The organism is Paenibacillus sp. XP01 (genome assembly GCF_057364885.1).
This window is the reverse complement of the sequence record NZ_CP139481.1, coordinates 170,769-188,558: the sequence shown is the minus strand read 5'-3', so window position 1 is coordinate 188,558 and position 17,790 is coordinate 170,769. Positions and strand designations below refer to the sequence as shown.

At 52.5% G+C, this 17,790-nt stretch carries 16 protein-coding genes; 5 read left to right on the top strand and 11 right to left on the bottom strand.

Annotated features, from left to right (window positions below; genetic code table 11):
• The first annotated feature begins 40 nt into the window (after window positions 1-40).
• Complete coding sequence (gene clpP, locus SNR34_RS00905) at window positions 41-637, top strand: ATP-dependent Clp endopeptidase proteolytic subunit ClpP (protein ID WP_290371490.1); 597 nt, start codon at window positions 41-43, stop codon at window positions 635-637.
• Window positions 638-1,083: 446 nt separating this feature from the next.
• Here clpP and SNR34_RS00900 read toward each other — a convergent pair whose 3' ends face one another.
• The 7 genes from SNR34_RS00900 to SNR34_RS00870 form a co-directional block, all read right to left on the bottom strand.
• The gene (locus SNR34_RS00900) at window positions 1,084-2,181 is read right to left on the bottom strand and encodes a PdaC/SigV domain-containing protein (RefSeq protein ID WP_486180950.1); all 1,098 of its coding nucleotides are present in this window, start codon (window positions 2,179-2,181) and stop codon (window positions 1,084-1,086) included.
• A gap of 381 nt (window positions 2,182-2,562) precedes the next feature.
• Window positions 2,563-3,318: an SIMPL domain-containing protein gene (locus tag SNR34_RS00895; RefSeq protein WP_486180949.1), complete on the bottom strand. Its 756-nt coding sequence runs from the start codon at window positions 3,316-3,318 to the stop codon at window positions 2,563-2,565.
• Window positions 3,319-3,465: 147 nt separating this feature from the next.
• Window positions 3,466-3,735 carry an HPr family phosphocarrier protein gene (locus SNR34_RS00890; RefSeq protein ID WP_236420381.1) on the bottom strand — a complete coding sequence of 90 codons (270 nt, stop codon included), beginning with the start codon at window positions 3,733-3,735 and terminating at the stop codon, window positions 3,466-3,468.
• Window positions 3,736-3,873: 138 nt separating this feature from the next.
• A complete protein-coding gene (gene whiA / locus SNR34_RS00885) occupies window positions 3,874-4,812 on the bottom strand; it encodes a DNA-binding protein WhiA (protein WP_486180948.1) in 939 nt (312 codons plus the stop codon).
• 6 nt (window positions 4,813-4,818) lie between these two features.
• Window positions 4,819-5,805: a gluconeogenesis factor YvcK family protein gene (locus SNR34_RS00880; RefSeq protein ID WP_236420383.1), complete on the bottom strand. Its 987-nt coding sequence runs from the start codon at window positions 5,803-5,805 to the stop codon at window positions 4,819-4,821.
• 13 nt (window positions 5,806-5,818) lie between these two features.
• A complete protein-coding gene (gene rapZ, locus SNR34_RS00875; RefSeq protein WP_236420384.1) occupies window positions 5,819-6,718 on the bottom strand; it encodes an RNase adapter RapZ in 900 nt (299 codons plus the stop codon).
• Window positions 6,719-6,769: 51 nt separating this feature from the next.
• The gene (locus SNR34_RS00870) at window positions 6,770-7,720 is read right to left on the bottom strand and encodes an ROK family glucokinase (RefSeq protein ID WP_236420385.1); all 951 of its coding nucleotides are present in this window, start codon (window positions 7,718-7,720) and stop codon (window positions 6,770-6,772) included.
• Between the two features lie 364 nt (window positions 7,721-8,084).
• Between SNR34_RS00870 and SNR34_RS00865 the strand changes: the two genes are divergently transcribed.
• The 4 genes from SNR34_RS00865 to SNR34_RS00850 are packed head-to-tail and all read left to right on the top strand — an operon-like array spanning window position 8,085 to window position 11,525.
• Window positions 8,085-9,035, top strand: coding sequence for an ABC transporter ATP-binding protein (locus tag SNR34_RS00865; RefSeq protein ID WP_343262114.1), 951 nt, complete (start codon window positions 8,085-8,087; stop codon window positions 9,033-9,035).
• A 7-nt stretch (window positions 9,036-9,042) separates the two neighbouring features.
• Window positions 9,043-9,780 (top strand): ABC transporter permease, encoded by a 738-nt coding sequence (locus SNR34_RS00860; RefSeq protein WP_339278297.1) that lies wholly within the window; start codon window positions 9,043-9,045, stop codon window positions 9,778-9,780.
• A gap of 9 nt (window positions 9,781-9,789) precedes the next feature.
• Window positions 9,790-10,926, top strand: coding sequence for a sensor histidine kinase (locus SNR34_RS00855; RefSeq protein WP_343262115.1), 1,137 nt, complete (start codon window positions 9,790-9,792; stop codon window positions 10,924-10,926).
• Window positions 10,923-11,525 carry a response regulator transcription factor gene (locus tag SNR34_RS00850; protein WP_236420388.1) on the top strand — a complete coding sequence of 201 codons (603 nt, stop codon included), beginning with the start codon at window positions 10,923-10,925 and terminating at the stop codon, window positions 11,523-11,525. Before SNR34_RS00855 ends, SNR34_RS00850 begins: the two co-directional genes overlap by 4 nt.
• Window positions 11,526-11,720: 195 nt before the next feature.
• On the opposite strand, the gene SNR34_RS00845 is transcribed toward SNR34_RS00850, so the two are convergent.
• The 4 genes from SNR34_RS00845 to SNR34_RS00830 form a co-directional block, all read right to left on the bottom strand.
• Complete coding sequence (locus tag SNR34_RS00845; RefSeq protein ID WP_486182376.1) at window positions 11,721-12,752, bottom strand: AI-2E family transporter; 1,032 nt, start codon at window positions 12,750-12,752, stop codon at window positions 11,721-11,723.
• A 163-nt stretch (window positions 12,753-12,915) separates the two neighbouring features.
• Entirely contained in the window at window positions 12,916-13,875 is a 960-nt protein-coding gene (trxB, locus tag SNR34_RS00840) for a thioredoxin-disulfide reductase (protein ID WP_486180947.1), read from the bottom strand.
• A gap of 199 nt (window positions 13,876-14,074) precedes the next feature.
• Window positions 14,075-15,820, bottom strand: coding sequence for a tetratricopeptide repeat protein (locus SNR34_RS00835; protein WP_486180946.1), 1,746 nt, complete (start codon window positions 15,818-15,820; stop codon window positions 14,075-14,077).
• 164 nt (window positions 15,821-15,984) lie between these two features.
• Window positions 15,985-17,766, bottom strand: coding sequence for a hypothetical protein (locus tag SNR34_RS00830; RefSeq protein WP_236420392.1), 1,782 nt, complete (start codon window positions 17,764-17,766; stop codon window positions 15,985-15,987).
• Between the last annotated feature and the right edge of the window lie 24 nt (window positions 17,767-17,790).

Genomic DNA, 17,790 nt, shown 5'->3' with positions numbered 1-17,790 from the left:
CCACCAAATTTAACATCACATTTCCGAGGAGGTTTTTCACGTGAGTTACATTCCTATGGTCGTTGAACAAAGCAATCGCGGCGAACGCGCTTATGACATTTATTCCAGATTGCTGAAGGATCGCATTATCTTCCTTGGTAGCGACGTCAATGACGTTGTCGCAAACTCTATCATTGCACAGATGCTGTTCCTGACTGCGGAAGATCCGGAGAAAGACATTCACTTATACATCAACAGCCCTGGCGGATCCATTACAGCCGGTATGGCGATCTATGACACGATGCAGTTTATTAAACCAGATGTATCGACCATCTGTGTGGGTATGGCGGCATCCATGGGCGCGTTCCTGCTCAACGCTGGCGCCAAAGGCAAACGTTTCGCGCTGCCGAACAGCGAAATCATGATCCACCAACCGCTGGGCGGAGCACAAGGCCAAGCCTCCGACATCGAGATTCGCGCACGCCGCATCCTGAAAATGCGCGATACCTTGAACCGCATCATTGCCGAGCGCACAGGCCAACCGCTGGAGCGCATCGAGAAAGACACCGACCGCGACTACTTCATGACTGCTGCTGAAGCTGCAGAATACGGTATCGTAGATAAAGTTATCGAAAACGTAGGTGCACAAGGCGTATAAGCCGCAGTGCCACATCTATAGTCGTTAAAGATCGACTTGTCGCATTTTGCTGACAGACGATCCAACTAAAGGGCGTCCCGCACGTGAAAAACGTGACGGAGACGCCCTTTTCGCATAGTTGATGCGTTTTTGTACAAAGGTGATATCTTACGAACCTCACACACGTTATTCGCCGATATTTCGCCCTTACAGAACTTTAATGAACCTGAGGCACGTTATTCACCCAGTAAATCACCTTTAAAGTACAATTTCACCCCAATAGCGATCCTGATGTTCATTAGAATTTTAACCAGCTGTTTTTGGGACCGATAAGGTGTATGAAGTTCCTCAAAAAAAGAGCACTGGCCACCAAACATTTCTGTTCGGCAACCAATGCCCTTCTCCTTATCTCACATTCGATTCAACTCACTCACACATGACCGAATCGCATCATACGATCTGCCTACTTATTTATCCGCACTTACATTGCTGAATGGCTCGCTGCCCTTCGGCAGGATTTCTTTGTACGTAAACGGGAATTCCGGGAATCCTTGCGCATACGCCGTGTACTCATACAGTTGGAAGAAGACCACGATGCCCGTAGGCGTTACATAGAAATCCTGATCCTTGTTCAATCCTTTGTAGCCATCGAGGTAACCACCCAGCGCTTTCAGTTGTTCCCCTACCTTTTTGCCGATCGTCTGACGCATGGAAGCATTGTTTTGCAGCACGTCATCGAGGCTCAATGCCTTGCCCGTGTCTAACGCAAACGTATGACCGGTGCGAGTCGTCATGCCATGTGCGCCCGCATAATCTTCATAACGTTCGGTAATCAGCCCAAGCACGCCGTTTTCATTATAAGTAACCACATACGAGCTTTGGAAGCCGTATGGGCGGTTGGCTTCAGGCGCCCCGATTTCTTTAACCTGATTTTTGAAGCTTGCCACAAACGCGTCGGATTCGTCCTTCAGCACTTTATTGATCGCCTTTTCGGCGTTCGCATTGGCCAGCCCGCTCACCTGAGGGTACTTAATATCCACCGTGGCGTTTTTCAACGTTACTTTCGTTGTTGCCGATTTAACAACGATGTTGTTTTGCTTCACTTTGCTCAGGGTCAGTGTTTTGGTTTTGACATCCCAATCACCCTGTACGCCCAGATAATCTCTCATGGCAGAGAACGGAATGTACAAACGACCTTGAATCAGCTTCGCTTCCACCGGCGTATAGTAGTCATTGACATAAACGATGTTCTCGCCATCCGATTTAACGATTCTCATTGTATTATTAGCTGCCGAGAGGGCATACTCTTTCTTCTTTGCATCATATTTAAGCGTGCCGCCCGCTACATCCTTCACGGCTGTAAGGGATACCCACGTCGAACCGTTTTGCAGAAGCCCTTTTTGCGAGAGTGTTTTTCCGCCGGATTTCAACGTTACTTCAGCAGGAGCTGTTACCTTCGAGGTCACCGATGCCGCCTGAACGGAATGGTCCAGCCATACCGAGCCGCCTCCCAACATTACACCTGCCGCCAACAACGCACTTGTCCATTTTTTCAAAGATGTCATATATAAAAACTCCTCTCCCATGATCCCATCGAGTTATATTGCGTATGTAATGATGAACCGTATATCTCATACGCTCACCTCTTCATTATAATTAACCCTATTCAGGAAAGGTTTACATCCCCAGTTACAATATTGTTCGATCCGGACGCCGTTCATGAATATTTTGTCACGAACAAACGCACAAAAACGATACCAATGGACCGGATTACTTTCCACAACGTCCAGCAGCTTCTCACAACTATCCCTTCTAGGATAACCCTCACTGTTATTTTTCGAAGGATAACGGTCCGACCACCTCCGAACAACATAAATGGACCATAACTTCCGGAATTCTGCTTCCGAAGCGATGGTCCATAAAATGGCCTACCTAGTGTGAAATTCCTATTTCATTTCATACGTAATGCTCAGTGTCGTATTCACTTTTACCAGACCTGTTTCAACAGCCGTGCCTGCTTCAGCATCCGCGCTTGATTTGGAAAAGGAGCTTTCCGTCGCATACAATACTGGAGCTACCGCATCGCCTTGCGTTACGGACAATACCGAGCCCAGTTGGCGTTTGACTGCTTTTGCGATCGCCGCAGCTTTTACGTCGGCATTGGCCACAGCTTTTTCAATGACTTGAGCTTCGTATTTCTCCGGGCTCTCTACCGTGAAACGGATGTTGTCGATGCTGTTCGCGCCTGCTTGGGAAGCGTCATCCAGCAGCTCACCCACCTTGTCCAGTTCGCGATACGTTACGGAGAGCGTGTGGTATGCCGTATATCCTTTAACTTTTTGCCCGTCTTTCTCCGAATACGTGTAGTTTGGTTGTACATAGAATTGATCGGTTTTAATGTCGTCCGCACTGATTTTCCACGTGTTTTTCAACAGGTTGATCACTTTGTTGATTTTGGCAGCCGTCGCTTTCTGCGCCGATGCAGCCGTCTCTGCCGTGCTGCTCACGCCGATCGACAAATACGCCACGTCAGGCTTCACCTGAATTTCGCCTTTACCCACAACGTTAATGGTGTTTTGCTGTATTCCTTGTACCTCGGCTGCGTAAGCATAACTTCCAGGCGCTACCCAAGCCGTTCCTCCTACCATCAACGTCCCTGCCACCATTACCGCAGCCAGCGGTTTCAACCACGTTTTACCCATCACAATAGCCTCCTCGAAGTATACTATTTCATTTCAGAATCGGTTTGATACTTCTACAGACGAAGCGACTGCCAAAATGTTGCAGGACAATCCCCTTAAACGCAAAAAAAAGCCCCTTTCGGGGCTTCTTCCTACGTTCAGGCTATCTTATTGGTTCTCAAGCTCTTCCTTGCTTACCAGGCTAACTAAAGCGTTTACAGCCTGTTCGGCGTCCGCGCCTTCGGCACTAATTTGGATTTCCGTACCAGTGCTGATCGCAAGGCTCATGATCCCCATAATGCTTTTCGCGTTAACTTTCTTGTCTTCTTTCTCAACAAACACTTCAGAAGAATACTTATTCGCTTCTTGAACGAACAATGCAGCAGGTCTGGCATGGAGACCCGTTTTCAAACGGACTACTACCGGGTGCTTTGTCATATAAACTTACCCCCCTATAGGAAATCTGGACATTAAATACACAATTATATTTATAGCAATTATACCATTAACCCGTGAAGGAAACTACAAAAAAAACATTGGACAATCCCAAAAGATTCCGCAGCTTCCCTCCACGCGTTAACCATGGCGTTCACTTCGTACTTTCTCAGCCAGTTCATCGATCTTGCGCAGCCGGTGATTCACTCCGGATTTGCTTACCGTTCCTTTGAGCAGCTCGCCCACTTCCTTCAGGTTGATGTCGGGATGCGCAAGCCTAACTTCAGCCACCTCCCGAAGTTTCTCGGGCAGCGCTTCAAGGCCGATGTACTTCTGCAGCAGCTTGATGTTATCGATTTGCCTTACCGCGGCGCCGATCGTTTTGTTCAGGTTGGCCGTTTCGCAATTGACGATCCGGTTTACGGAGTTGCGCATATCGCGCATGATGCGTACGTCCTCGAACTTGAACAACGCCTGATGCGCCCCGATGATGCTGAGCAGTTCAATGATTTTCTCGCCTTCCTTGATGTATAGGATGAATCCTTTTTTCCTTTCTATACACCGGGCGTTCAGATGAAACTCATTCGCCAAATCCACCAAGGCCTGGCAGTGCTCTTCGTACATGGATGCAATCTCCAAGTGATAGGAGGAGCCTTCCGGATTGTTGACCGATCCCCCGGCCAAGAATGCCCCGCGAAGGTATGCGCGTTTACAGCAATTTTTTTTCAGCAATTCCCGATTAATGCCTGGCGTGAACAGGAAACCTTCCGACACGATGTACAGTTCCTTCAAAATCTCCTGAACCATGGACGGAATCCGAACAATATACACATTGTTCTTTTTCAGCCTCATTTTTTTGCGAACGAGCAGTTCCGTATGCACCGGAAAGTGCTTTTTGAGCAAAGAGTATGCACGGCGCGCAATGGCGGCATTCTCCGTCGAAATATCCAATATGACTTTTCTATTCGATAGCTGCACCGCACCAAGCATACGGATAAGGGCTGAAAGTTCCGCCTTTTCGCAGCACGGCTCGCTTTCGATCAGCGTTAATTCTTTTTTGGTCTGTGCTGCAAACGACATGAGACTTCACCTCTTCCGTAACATCCAATTTTGAACCAGCTGGAAAATATGATGGCTGAGTTTCTCAGCATCGTGGCGCAGATAAGTCCGGAACAGAACCAGCGTATCCGCAACTACCTGATAGCCTGCGCTTTTCAGGACATTCATATCCAGAACGACCGGTTTTGATCCCTTTTCTGCATATCTATTCTGAACTTGCAGTGGAATATCACCATTATTTACGATGACATAGTCAAAAAGCTGGTGCCCGACATGATCATATACGGCTTTAAGGTGATCGCTCACCGTATAATCGTCGGTTTCCCCAGGCTGCGTCATCACATTGCATATAAACAATTTTACCGCATTGGCCTCAACGACCGCTTCGGCCAGTTTCGGGACAAGCAGATTAGGCAAAATGCTCGTATACAAACTCCCTGGTCCGATCAGAATGGCGTCGGCTTGACGGATGGCCTCGACGGCCTCTGGCAACGGCTCCACGTGATCCGGTTCAAGGAAAACACGTTTGATCCGTCCCCCGGCCTCGGGGATTTTCGATTCGCCCGTAATGATCGTACCATCTTCCATCTCGGCATGCAGCACAACGGCCTGCCCGGCAGCAGGAAGAACCTGCCCGCGAACGGCAAACACGCGGCTAAGTTCCCGCACTGCGGTTACGAAGTCGCCCGAAATATCCGTCATGGCAGCCAAAATCAGGTTGCCCAGGCTGTGGCCTGCAAGCCCCGAGCCTGTATTGAAACGATAGCTGAGCATATCCGAAAGCAATGGCTCCACATCGGCCAGCGCAGTGAGCACATTGCGAATGTCGCCCGGAGGCGGCATTTGCAGCTCATTGCGCAGGATGCCGGAGCTTCCGCCGTCATCGGCAACCGTGACGATGGCCGTGATGTCCATCGGTTTTTCCTTCAAGCCGCGCAGCATCACAGACAATCCCGTTCCGCCGCCCATGACGACAATTCTCGGACGTTCTCTTCGTGGTCCGGCCTCTTTCATCCCTTCACCCTCTTCAATGACGATCCCGATCAGCGTCGCGGTGACTCACCGTCACAGCCTCGGTTTCGCTGGTACCCAGCATTTTGCCCAAATATTCCGAGATCGCGACAGAACGGTGTTTCCCGCCCGTGCAGCCGATTCCGATTATGACTTGGCTCTTGCCTTCCTTTTTGTACTGCGGAATCAAAAAGTGCAGCATATCGAGCAATTTGGTCAGGAACGACTGCGTTTCGGGCCATTTCATGACGTATTCATACACTTCGCTGTTCTGACCCGTGTTTGGACGCAAATGATCAATGTAATGCGGATTTGGCAGGAAACGAACATCGAATACAAGGTCTGCGTCAATTGGAATGCCGTATTTGAATCCGAATGACGTGATGTTTACTGACAGCATATTGCTTTCCAGATGGGAAAAACGGGAAATGATCCGCTCTTTCAACTGAGCCGGTTTCAACGTGCTTGTATTCAGTACCTGTGTCGCCGAAGTTTTGAGTTCCTCCAGCATTTTTCGTTCAAGCCGTATGCCGTCCAGCGGCATGCCTTCAGGCGCAAGCGGGTGTCTGCGCCGGCTCTCTTTATAGCGCTGTACAAGCACGGAATCGGTCGCATCCAGGAACAGAATTTCGCAGTGGATCGTAAAATGATCCTTGATGTAACTTAAGGACTCGGACAGCGCCGTAAAGAACTCCCGTCCCCTCAGATCGATCACCAGCGCCACTTTGCCGATTTTGCCGTTCGATTGCTCGATCAGCTCCGCGAATTTCGGAATCAGCACGGGCGGCAGGTTGTCGACGCAGAAAAAGCCGAGATCCTCCAAACTTTGCACCGCAATGGTTTTACCCGCTCCGGACATGCCCGTAATGATAATGAGCGTGGCGCTTTTGCCCGATGAAACTTCACTCTCAAGCATAATGTTCCCCTCCTTATCATATTGCCGCCCTACCGTCTTGTTGCACGTACACTACGAACGAAGATGAAGACCTGCCGCACCTACGATACCCGCATCATTGCCCAGCGTAGCTTCCAGAATGCGTACGCCTTCCTGCAGCGGTTCCGGCGTCAATTGGGAAAATACCGAACGCACTTCGTCAAACAGGAAATCCCCAGCTTTGGATACGCCGCCACCGATAATGAACAGTTCCGGGTTGATGACCGCCGCAACGGCTGCCATGGACTTGCCCAGGTAAAATGCTGCACGGTTCACGATGCGCAGAGCGACTTCATCGCCTGCCTTGGCAGCGTCGAACACTTCTTTTGCCGCAATCTTGTCAACCAGTGCCAGCGACGTATGATCGCCGCGCTCCACCGCATCTTTCGCCATGCGAATGATTCCCGTCGCGGAGGAAACGGTTTCCACGCACCCCATCTTGCCGCATCCGCACTGGATCGCTTCCAGATCAGGCACCACGCTGATGTGCCCCAGCTCCCCTGCCATGCCGGAGAAGCCTTGATAGATTTTGCCGTTCAGGATCAAACCACCGCCTACGCCCGTGCCGAGCGTATAGCAGACGCAATTGTCCACGCCTTTACCGGCCCCGGCCCATGCCTCGCCAAGTGCAGCCACGTTTGCATCGTTATCTATTTTGACCGGCTTGCCCAAACGTTCCTCCAAAATGGAACGAATGGCCACATTCCGAAATCCGATGTTAGGGGCCAGAACGATAATGCCCTCGCGTACATTGGTGAAACCGGCCACGCCGGCTCCTACACCCTGAAGCTGATCCCAGCTGTATGGGGACTCGGCAACGATATGACGGACATATTTCTCAATGTTGTCGACAACGCGGTCCACGCCCTGACTCACTTCTGTCGGCCCTTCGTACGTATGCAAAAGCTGACCTTGATCATCGCATATACCGACCTTGATTGCTGTTCCGCCGAGATCGACCCCAACGTAGATTTTCTCAGACATGCTGCAAGCCACCTTTATCTATCTAAAATAGTTTATCCTACCTACCAACTATAATTGAAGGATACCCCGGGGTCAAGACGATAGAAACTGTGATAGAACGCGTTCCGAGCCCTCTTGTGAGCCGCATCACAGCTCTGCCGAAACACCCCTTTTCACCCTCCTTCTTTTATTCAAACGCAAGCTCGCCCTTCCGGCACCATGCTGCCGGCAGCCTCAACTCATGATATTGCCCAATCATTCGTTCCATGCCCAAAACATGACAGTTGTCATCCGAATGTCATGACAACCCTTACTAATGTCACCTCCTCTCATTTCGTATGATGAAATCAGCCATTAGAACTGAACAAAAGGACGTGAATCCATAATGAAACCGGCAGTGATCCAGCTTGATCATGTGAGTAAACGATTTGGAAGCAAACATGCCGTGGGCGATATATCTCTCCACGTGGAACAAGGAACGGTTGTGGCCATCCTGGGGCCTAACGGAGCAGGCAAAACGACGACGATCCGAATGATGCTTGGCCTCTCCACCCCTACCTCGGGCCGCATCACGGTGCTCGGCAAAGCGCCCGAAGACCAGGCCGTCCGCCAAAAAATCGGCGTCATGCTCCAGGACGTCAGCGTCATGGACGGTATTACCGTCCGCGAAATGATCAACCTGGTGCGCGGCTACTATCCCTCCCCGCTCGATGCGGAACAGATCATGCAGCTTACCGGCCTGCAGCCGAAAGACATGAACAAGCGCGCAGAGAAGCTGTCCGGCGGCCAAAAGCGCAGCCTGGGTTTTGCTTTGGCGATGGCTGGAGATCCGGAAGTGCTCTTCTTCGACGAACCGACCGTCGGCCTGGATGCGGAAGCCCGCAGACATTTCTGGAACCATGTACGCGAACTGGCGGGAAGGGGAAAGACCGTTATTTTCACCACCCACTATCTTCAGGAGGCGGACGAAGCTGCCGATCGTATTATCTTGTTCCATAATGGCAAGGTTGCAGCGGACGGAACGCCTGACAGCATCAAAGCGGGAATGTCCCGGCGCACGCTGTCTTTCGCCATCTCGGATCCATTAAAGACCGAAAGCAGCCCGAGCAGCTCACCTGAGCCTTCGCCGAATATGCGCAAACTCGTGGAGGATCTGCCCGGCGTGGACCAAATCGAATACAAGAAAGGTCGCTGCGTTCTGTACGCCGGCGATACCGATGCACTGATTCGCCAAATTGTGGAGCGTCAGCTTCCGGTGCGGGACATCCGCATCGAAGCCGGACAGCTCGATGAAGCTTATGCCCAATTCGTCGAAACCCTGAAGGAGGACGTTTAACATGTCGATGTCGATGCTGATTGCCCAATCCAAAGTCGAAATGCTCCGCATGTCGCGCAACGTTTATTTTGTATTCTGGTCCCTGATGATCCCGGTTGCGTTCTATGTGCTGTACACCCGAATCTTCGCTACGGGCACCAGCGATGCGGAAGCGTGGAACGCGCATTACCTGATGTCCATGACCTGTTTCAGCATCATGGGTTCCTCCATCATGACGCTGGGCATCCGGCTCGTACAGGAACGCGCACACGGCTGGTCAACCTTCCTGCAGGTCACTCCACTGCCAGGCTCCATCTACTTCGCCGGTAAAATGGTCGGCCAGACCGCCATTCATCTTTGCTCCATCGTCATCATTTTTACCGCCGGCTACCTCATCAACGGCGTAGAACTGACTGCCTCTCAATGGATCGGCTCCGCGCTGTGGATTCTCGCCGGATCGCTGCCGTTTCTGGCGCTTGGCACCTGCATCGGCACATTCCGCCGGGTTGACACGGCGAGCGGCTTGAGCAACATGCTGTACTTGGCGCTTGCCCTGCTCGGAGGCATGTGGATGCCGCTGGACGTTATGCCCGAATGGCTGGCACGCATCGGCAGCTGGCTGCCATCCAACAGCTTTGGCAACGGGGCATGGAATATCGCAGCTGGCCAAGCGCCCGCTTTACGCGATATCCTGATTTTGGCGGCATACTTGGCGGGTTTTATGTTACTATCCACATATATCCGCAGAAAGCAAAAGGAGGCGTAACACACACGCATGCTTCGGCGCTTTGAACTTTTCCCGAACCGGTACGGCTTCTATCCTTATATATGGTTGATTTATCTCGCCATGCCGGTCTACTACTTGTGGAATTCGCGGGGAACCGTGCTCTACGTCGGCTTGACCGCTTTTATCGTGTTTATCGTAACTTACAGGCAGCTGTACATGACGGCCGGAACCGCCAAATTTTCGTACTGGCTTTGCCTGCAAATGTTGACCGTTCTGGTGCTGTCGCTGATCATCGACCCCAATATGTTCTTCCTGGGGTTCTTCTCGGCCAATTTTATCGGATGGTACGCAGACAAACGTTTGTTTCGACTGTTTCTGCTGATCTTTGCCATCGTACAGACGGTTCCCGTCGCGCTGCGCATCACCGAACTGACCGCGGACCAGCTGATGTTCTTTACCCCGTTTTACCTGATCATGCTCGTGTCCCCCTATGGCATACGCACCATGATCGACCGGCAGAACCTGGAGGTACGATTGGATGAGGCGCAGCAGCACATCAAAGAGCTGGTTAAGCGCGAAGAGCGGATGCGCATCGCCAGGGATCTGCACGACACGATGGGACATACGCTATCCCTGATCACGCTCAAGAGCGAACTGGTCGCCAAACTGATCCCCAAAAATCCCGAGCGGGCACTGCAGGAAGCCCGCGAAATCGAACGCACGTCCCGCGCGGCGCTCCGGGAAGTCCGGCAGCTGGTGTCGGACATGAGGGCCATCAGCATTCCCGAGGCTCTCGCCGATGCCAAAGAAATGCTGCGCAGCGCCGAAATCGAGCTTCACATGGCGGGGGAACAGGAATCTTGGAGCGACGTGCCCGAGTTGACGCAAAACATGATCGGTCTATGCTTGCTCGAAGCGGTAACCAACATCGTCAAGCACAGCCAGGCTACGCGCAGCATGATCCGCATGGAACGGACCCGTTACGGGATCGGCATCACCGTGAAGGACAACGGCATTGGATTGGAGAACCCGGAGGAAACAGCCGGGAACGGATTAAAAGGCATGGGTGAACGGCTCGGCCTCATTGACGGTTCACTGAGAATCTCCTCCGACCAAACCGGAACGGAGCTTGTCCTTTCCTTTCCGCTGATCGCCAGTAAAATGCAAGGAGGAGTGCCATCATGATTCGAATACTGATCGCCGAAGATCAACGCATGCTGCGGGGAGCGCTCGCTTCCCTGCTTGATCTGGAGGATGATTTGCAGGTGGTCGGCGAGGCCGGCAATGGCGAAGAAGCATTGCAGCTTATTGCTTCCCTTCAACCCGACCTTTGCCTGATGGACATTGAAATGCCCGTCATGACCGGGCTGGACGTGGCTGAACGCATTCAGCAGCAGGGCTTGTCCTGCAAGGTCATCATCCTTACCACCTTTGCCCGGCCCGGCTTCCTGGAACGGGCCATCCAAGCGGGCGTGAAAGGCTACCTGCTCAAGGACGAGCCGAGCGACAGGCTCGCCGAAGCCATCCGCCGCGTCATGAACGGCGGGCGCGAAGTGTCCCCGGAGCTTGTGTTCGGTGCATCAAAGGAAGCCAACCCCTTGACCGAACGCGAGAAAGAGGTGCTGCGGCTGGCCGCTACAGGCTTGAATGCCAACCATATTGCCGCTTCCTTGCACCTCTCGTACGGTACGGTACGAAATTACTTGTCCGAGGCATTCAATAAGCTGGAAGCCAAAAATCGCATGGAGGCCGTCAGCATTGCCGAGAAAAAGGGCTGGCTGTAGCCGGATTGCCACGGAAGCCGATACGATACCATGGATGGGCCATGCCGTCTGCTGCAGGCCGATCCGGCTTTGGTTTCCGGCGCATATGGTCCGCAGGCATGCATGCGAAAAAACGCCTTCCCGACATGGGAGGCGTTTTTCCTTTTTTCCAAATTTCAACCATTGCTGTAATGTCAGCGTACTGAGATCCATGCTTTATGGCTTCGATTCCACCCGCACCGGTTCGTCCGTTTTCTCCATGCGGTTCACATCCAGAATGTCCAGCAGGAAGACAAAAATCGGAATCCCGATGATCAAGCCCCAGATGCCGAGGAAATGCTGGGACAGGATCAGCACGATAAAGGTGTAGAACATCGGCAATTTTGTTTTGTGCGCCATCAGCTTCGGATTCAGGAAATACGTTTCGAGCGCGTGAATGACGATGATCATGAGAACGACGATAATGACCATTTGCAGTCCGCCGATTTGATATCCGATCAAGCACAATGGCACCAGGGAGATGATCACCCCCGCCACAGGAACCAGACTGAGTGCAAACACCAGAATGGTCAATGCGAACAGGTACGGAAATCCGAGAATCCATAACCCCAGAATAGTTAAAATCGTATTGAACACGGCAATCATCAACTGGGCCTCGATCACTTTGCCAAAGGAAGATATGAATTTATCCCCCAGGTATGCAACCTCTTTATAAAACCAGCCAATTTTGCTCTCTTTGAACTTGGATGTAAATTTGAAGATTTCTTGCTTTTGGAGCAGGAAGAACAAGCTTAGAATGATGACGAGCAGAATGAATTCCAGCCATTTGCTCAGCGCCAGAATGTATTTCAATGCTCCGTTCGTGTAGTTCTTGATATCAAACGATTGCAGGTAACCTGCGATTTTGGACGTAAAATTGTCGCCGTCGGCGCTGTCCAGAAACTTGATGATCTCGTTGGTCAACTGGATGACCTGGTCCACGATCCTCGGAGAATACCTCGAAATTCCCAATACAATGGCCGCAATCACGATCAGGTATAACAGAATGACGACCACTTTATAATTTATCGGAAACAATTTGTTCAGCTTTGCCGTAATGAATTGTTGCAGCCGGTTCATGACGTACGTCACCAAAAACAGCAGCAAAATCATGTGCAGCATGCTTCCCATGCTAAATAGGATCAAACAGAACAGCAGGAGGATTAGAAACCGTCTCACTGTTGCGTTCTGAAGCCACTCCCTTACCATTTCCCCCAATTTCTTCACCTCACACCTAGTATGCGCCCTATGTATACGATCTCCAGCTTATTTGGTTTCAAAAAAGAGAAGCCTTCCGGCTTCTCTCGTCAATCCATGAGACTTCCCGACGTCTCTTCCCTATAGTTTATGCAAAAAAACACCCTCGCCATGCTTAGAGATCCAACGTCTCGCTCCAGTCGTGAACCATTTCGCCCTCAAGGAACTTTTCGCAATCCATGGCCGCCATGCAGCCTGAGCCCGCAGCCGTAACGGCCTGGCGATATCTCGTGTCCTGCACGTCTCCGCAAGCGAACACGCCTGGAACGTTGGTTTCCGTCGTTCCCGGTTTGACGAGAACATACCCATGGTCATCCAGCGTGATCTGGTTGCCCAGGAAGCCTGTATTCGGCGTATGTCCAATCGCCACAAAGACGCCATCCGCCTCCAAAAACTCTTCCTGCCCGGTCTCGTTGTTCCGTACCTTAAGGCCTTTGACGCCCAGCCCTTCCGCTTGGACCTCAAGCGGTGTACGGTTCAATGCCCACTTCACCTTTTCGTTGCTGCGCGCCCGATCCTGCATAATTTTCGAAGCTCGCAGCTCGTCGCGGCGATGCACCAGCGTCACTTCGGTTGCGAAGCGGGTCAAGAAACTCGCCTCCTCCATGGCGGAATCGCCTCCGCCAACGACAATCAGCTTTTTCCCGCGGAAAAAGAAACCGTCGCACGTCGCGCATGTGCTGACGCCACGCCCAACATTTTCCTGCTCGCCCGGTATGCCGAGATAACGCGCAGAAGCACCGGTCGAGATGATCACGGCATCGGCTTCCAGCTCGCCAACGCCTTCTACTTTGATCTTAAAGGGACGTTGGCTGAAATCGACTTTCTCAACCCATCCGTTTCGGAACTCTGCTCCAAAACGCTCAGCTTGTTTGCGCATGTTATCCATGAGTTCAGGCCCCATGATTCCCTGAGGGAACCCCGGGAAGTTTTCCACTTCGGTTGTCGTCGTCAATTGACCTCCAGGTTGAAGGCCTTCGATCACCAGCGGGTTCAGATTGGCCCGTGCCAGATAGATCGCTGCTGTCAGCCCTGAAGGGCCTGTTCCGATCACGATTGCTCTGTGCTTAGACATATAGATTCAGCCTCCTTGGTAAGGTTGAGAATGGATTGACCCGTGAACTTCAATAATGACCCTGTTAAGCCCATCAGTTAAGTTTACCCGTTTTCCAACCCGTTATATCCTTCCACAACGGATCGAATCTTTCCACAAACCTTCTTTACCCAGGCACTCGATCTTCCGTTGTTCAACCGAGCAAAGCCATTTCGATGTTCTAAACGGTTGGCAGCGTTTCATTGCAGACCTGACTAATCTGGCGGGCATATTTGCTCACGGTTGCGGCTGAGATGCCATAACGTTCCGCAATGCTCTGATAAGTTACGGAACGATGATACGCTTTGGCGGCAACATATTCCAGGCCGGCTGCCCAGCACTCAATCTGCTTTGCATTCGGCTTCTCGGAAGGCATCCGGGACACAAAGTCGTTCCACACCCGCTCCGCCTCCTGCCGCAGCTCTGCGGCAGATCCGGTCATTTGCACCACGCGTTCCACTACGGCCTGCCATGATGGGGAAGATCCAGCCGGATCCTCCTTCTTTGCGGCAAGCTGTTCCTTTGAAGCCGATTGGCCCCTTACCATGGTGACGAGCACCGGAGAAGACGTTTTCTTCCCCTTGGTCTCAGCCTCGGATTGGCGAAGCTGGTTCAGAACCGAGCCGGCAACGTGAAGCAGTTCATCATCTTCATCGGCAGCTTCATCCACAAACGTCTGAAGTGCCTGCTGCACTTCATAATCGCCGATCATGGCCAGCGCTTGGATAACCTGAAGCTTCGTTGCGCGATCTCCGTGGCGCAGTGCCCAGAAGAATGACGAGCGGATGAGCGGATCGTTTCTCATTTCCTCCGGAATGCCGTCGCCGGCATGCTCCCATTGCCGAAACTGCTCATCAAAAGGCAAATGGTAATGGTAGCTCAGCATTTGGGGCTCCGCCTCTCCTTGCCGCACCTGCTCCAGGCCGGACAGATAGAATCCGGAAACCTCGGAAGTCGGGTCAAGCCTGCCCGCATGCCGCCACAACCGTTCTGCCGCATCATATCGTCCGGTATTGAAAGCCGCAACCGCCGCATAGTGCACAAGCGCAGGATCCGCAGCGGTCTCTTCGTTCTTCAGCAAACGTCGGAAATGGCCGTATGCCGGTTCGTGCTGTCCAAGAATACCCATCGTGGTCGCCAGTTTGTATACCTGCTCTTCCTGGAACGGAACCATGACGCGCAGCTTGTGGATGAGCTGCAACACCTGATCCGGACGGTTTTCGTTCTGGTAGAAAATCGCCAGGTTGCACAAGGCGTGCAAATTGCCCGGTTCCTGTTTCAGCACCTCGGCAATCGTTTCCCGCGCTTTATCGAACAGCCCCATATAATAGTAAGATAACGCCAAATTGTTGCGGGCAGCCAAATAATCGGGGTAGTCCGGCTGCATGCTCTCCAGCAGCTCGGCAGCCTGGGCAAACTTCCCTTGCTCCAGAAACTCGCGTGCCTGATCGTGCTCAACCACGCCTTTGCGCGATTTGATCTGATTCAGCTTCGCCGGACGATCGAGCTCATAATAGAGCAGCTCCATCATCTCCTCCGCTTCGGCCATGAACTGACCCTGCGGGTCCTCCTCCAAATAGGTTACCAACGCCTGCTCCGCCTCTTCGAAACGGTTCATGTTGGCATAATTGTTCGCCATGTAAAAATAACATTCCGTCATCGACGGATCGACAATGTCAAGTACGTGTGCAAGCACGGCATTGGAGCCCTCGTAATCTCCCTTCTCCGATAAAATGCCTGCCATATTGCAATGATTGACCGGATTGTCCGGCTCGTATTCTACCGCTTTGCGAAAATATTTCAATGCCTTGTCGACATGATTTCGGTCCAGCGAGCGGACCGCTCTTTCGAAAAAGAAAGACGCATCCAAATGAATCGGTATAATATTGGCAAGGTGTCCCTTAGCCCGCAGTAGCTTGCCCTTCATCCACCAAGGCACCTCCTCTTAGCTTTTCATTCATACTCTCCAGTATACCACATCTTGAGGGCCTCATCTCAATATGCAGTTTCATGGGGTTTATGCAAAAATTGCAAAAAAAAATGACGGCTCCTTCCTGATTGTTGAAGGGCACGTCATCTTTTGGGTCTGCCTCAGCGCTTTTCGTCTAATATCGTGTTTAGGGTATTTGCCGCCATGGACGGCGATAGCGAAATATGAATGGTTTTGCGAAACGGCGTCATGAAATTGACCAGCACAACCTGGCAGCCGTCCGGCAGCTTGGCTTCACGCACCGTTGCCGCCAGATGGCCCAGCTCGCCACCGGTCAATTCGATCCAGTCCCCGCCGCAGGCATAGCGCAATGTGCCGCCTTCCCAGAAATAAGGGCCGCCTTTCTTCGTTTCCACCAGCCCGTTTGAGGACAGCTCGCCTTCGCTGCCAAACACGAAGGACAGCTGCATCATGATCTCCTGCGGGTTCTCGCCTGCCAGGTCCAGCGTCCAACCGTCTTTCGTTTGCGCCACCTCGGCATGCACGCTAAACGTCTGCTCATGGGTAAGCTCCCTCTCCTGATGGGGAAGCAAGTACCACGGGCTGGTTGGTGTGTTGGCCGACAATGGCAACCGGTTTGTGGGCACGGGGCCATAGTATCCTTTTTTCTGTTCGCCGATCAGACTGTAACCGGACTCCGTTTGCCTCATTTGCTGCATGGGTACATAACCGGGGTTAAAGTAGGAGGCCAGCTGCACGGCCAACAAACGGACGGCTCCGTGCCGCAGCGCAAAGAACGAAGGCACCTCCGTCATTACGGTCACGCTCGTTTTTCCATCGCGAATGCGGGCCACCGGCGCGCCAAAGTCCGTATGCATGCGACTGTGGCTGATGCGGCCATGATGGCCTGCTTCATCCATCCGTCCCAAATATTGCTCCCGATCAAAATTTCCGTTCAACATGACCTCATACTGATCGAGCAGATCAAGTCGGCCGCCTTGCGTTTCCTGCAAATCGGGCTCCAGCATCAGCCTGACGAGTGCGTTGACCGAGCAAACGCCCGGATCCGTCAGCGACTCTGCCGCCCATTCGGCCATGCCGGCAAACAGCGGATCGCCGTCCAGTTTGGCCATGATCGCATAGGACAGATAATAAGGCGACAGATCATGAACTTGCCCCAGATCCTGCCGTCCCGAGTAGTCCGTCACAATTTCGCCGGAAGGATGCACAAGATATGCCATCATGCGCAGATTGAGCCTCACCGGTTCAAGCAATTCCGGCCGGGACAGCAATCGCGCGGCATGAATGAGCATAATATCGCTCACTGCGCTGTATATGCCGTTGCTGCGCTCGGTCCACTCCCCGGCAGGCGTAATGTCCATGCCCTCTGCCAGCCATTGCCCGGCGCGCTGCAGCGCCTCTTCCTGCCCGAATATCCGGTACAGAAAACCGAGCGCCGCGCATAGAACCCAGCGATGATTGGGCGTATGGCAGCCACCGGTCAACATGACCGGCATGGTTCGTTCCAGAAACAGGCGCATGTTGTGCAGTACCGGCTGCAGCGGCGGCCATGCCTGCTGCTGCAATACCAGATATAACTGGGCATACCCTACAACGACAAACGCCGTATCCGGCGGAGAGTGATAATTCGTCCAGCCCGGGGAGATAGAACCGTCCTCGTGCTGGTGGCGAAGCACAAACTCCGTCGCCAGCAACAACCGTTCCAAAAGCGCCTCGTCCCGGTAATAGGCCGATGCCGGATTCACGAGCGCGGTGCCCCAGTAACACATATCCGTCGGCGTGCCTGTGGTATGGTTTACCCAGGCCACTCCCGTGTACGGATCGATCGTTCCTCCGTAATAACGGCTGTCCGGATCAAGCACCTGCCGGGATAATCCCTTTTCTACAGCCTTGTCATTGCGCTCCACCAGTTGTTTGTACATGCGTCTTTCCCTCCGTACCCAGGC

Excerpts from the sequence above, each read along its gene's own strand:
- SNR34_RS00900 (WP_486180950.1), bottom strand. The coding sequence starts at position 2,181 with ATGACATCTTTGAAAAAATGGACAAGTGCGTTGTTGGCGGCAGGTGTA.
- SNR34_RS00895 (WP_486180949.1), bottom strand. The coding sequence starts at position 3,318 with ATGGGTAAAACGTGGTTGAAACCGCTGGCTGCGGTAATGGTGGCAGGG.
- SNR34_RS00890 (WP_236420381.1), bottom strand. The coding sequence starts at position 3,735 with ATGACAAAGCACCCGGTAGTAGTCCGTTTGAAAACGGGTCTCCATGCC.
- whiA (WP_486180948.1), bottom strand. The coding sequence starts at position 4,812 with ATGTCGTTTGCAGCACAGACCAAAAAAGAATTAACGCTGATCGAAAGC.
- SNR34_RS00880 (WP_236420383.1), bottom strand. The coding sequence starts at position 5,805 with ATGAAAGAGGCCGGACCACGAAGAGAACGTCCGAGAATTGTCGTCATG.
- rapZ (WP_236420384.1), bottom strand. The coding sequence starts at position 6,718 with ATGCTTGAGAGTGAAGTTTCATCGGGCAAAAGCGCCACGCTCATTATC.
- SNR34_RS00870 (WP_236420385.1), bottom strand. The coding sequence starts at position 7,720 with ATGTCTGAGAAAATCTACGTTGGGGTCGATCTCGGCGGAACAGCAATC.
- SNR34_RS00865 (WP_343262114.1), top strand. The coding sequence starts at position 8,085 with ATGAAACCGGCAGTGATCCAGCTTGATCATGTGAGTAAACGATTTGGA.
- SNR34_RS00860 (WP_339278297.1), top strand. The coding sequence starts at position 9,043 with ATGTCGATGCTGATTGCCCAATCCAAAGTCGAAATGCTCCGCATGTCG.
- SNR34_RS00855 (WP_343262115.1), top strand. The coding sequence starts at position 9,790 with ATGCTTCGGCGCTTTGAACTTTTCCCGAACCGGTACGGCTTCTATCCT.
- SNR34_RS00850 (WP_236420388.1), top strand. The coding sequence starts at position 10,923 with ATGATTCGAATACTGATCGCCGAAGATCAACGCATGCTGCGGGGAGCG.
- SNR34_RS00845 (WP_486182376.1), bottom strand. The coding sequence starts at position 12,752 with ATGGTAAGGGAGTGGCTTCAGAACGCAACAGTGAGACGGTTTCTAATC.
- trxB (WP_486180947.1), bottom strand. The coding sequence starts at position 13,875 with ATGTCTAAGCACAGAGCAATCGTGATCGGAACAGGCCCTTCAGGGCTG.
- SNR34_RS00835 (WP_486180946.1), bottom strand. The coding sequence starts at position 15,820 with ATGAAGGGCAAGCTACTGCGGGCTAAGGGACACCTTGCCAATATTATA.
- SNR34_RS00830 (WP_236420392.1), bottom strand. The coding sequence starts at position 17,766 with ATGTACAAACAACTGGTGGAGCGCAATGACAAGGCTGTAGAAAAGGGA.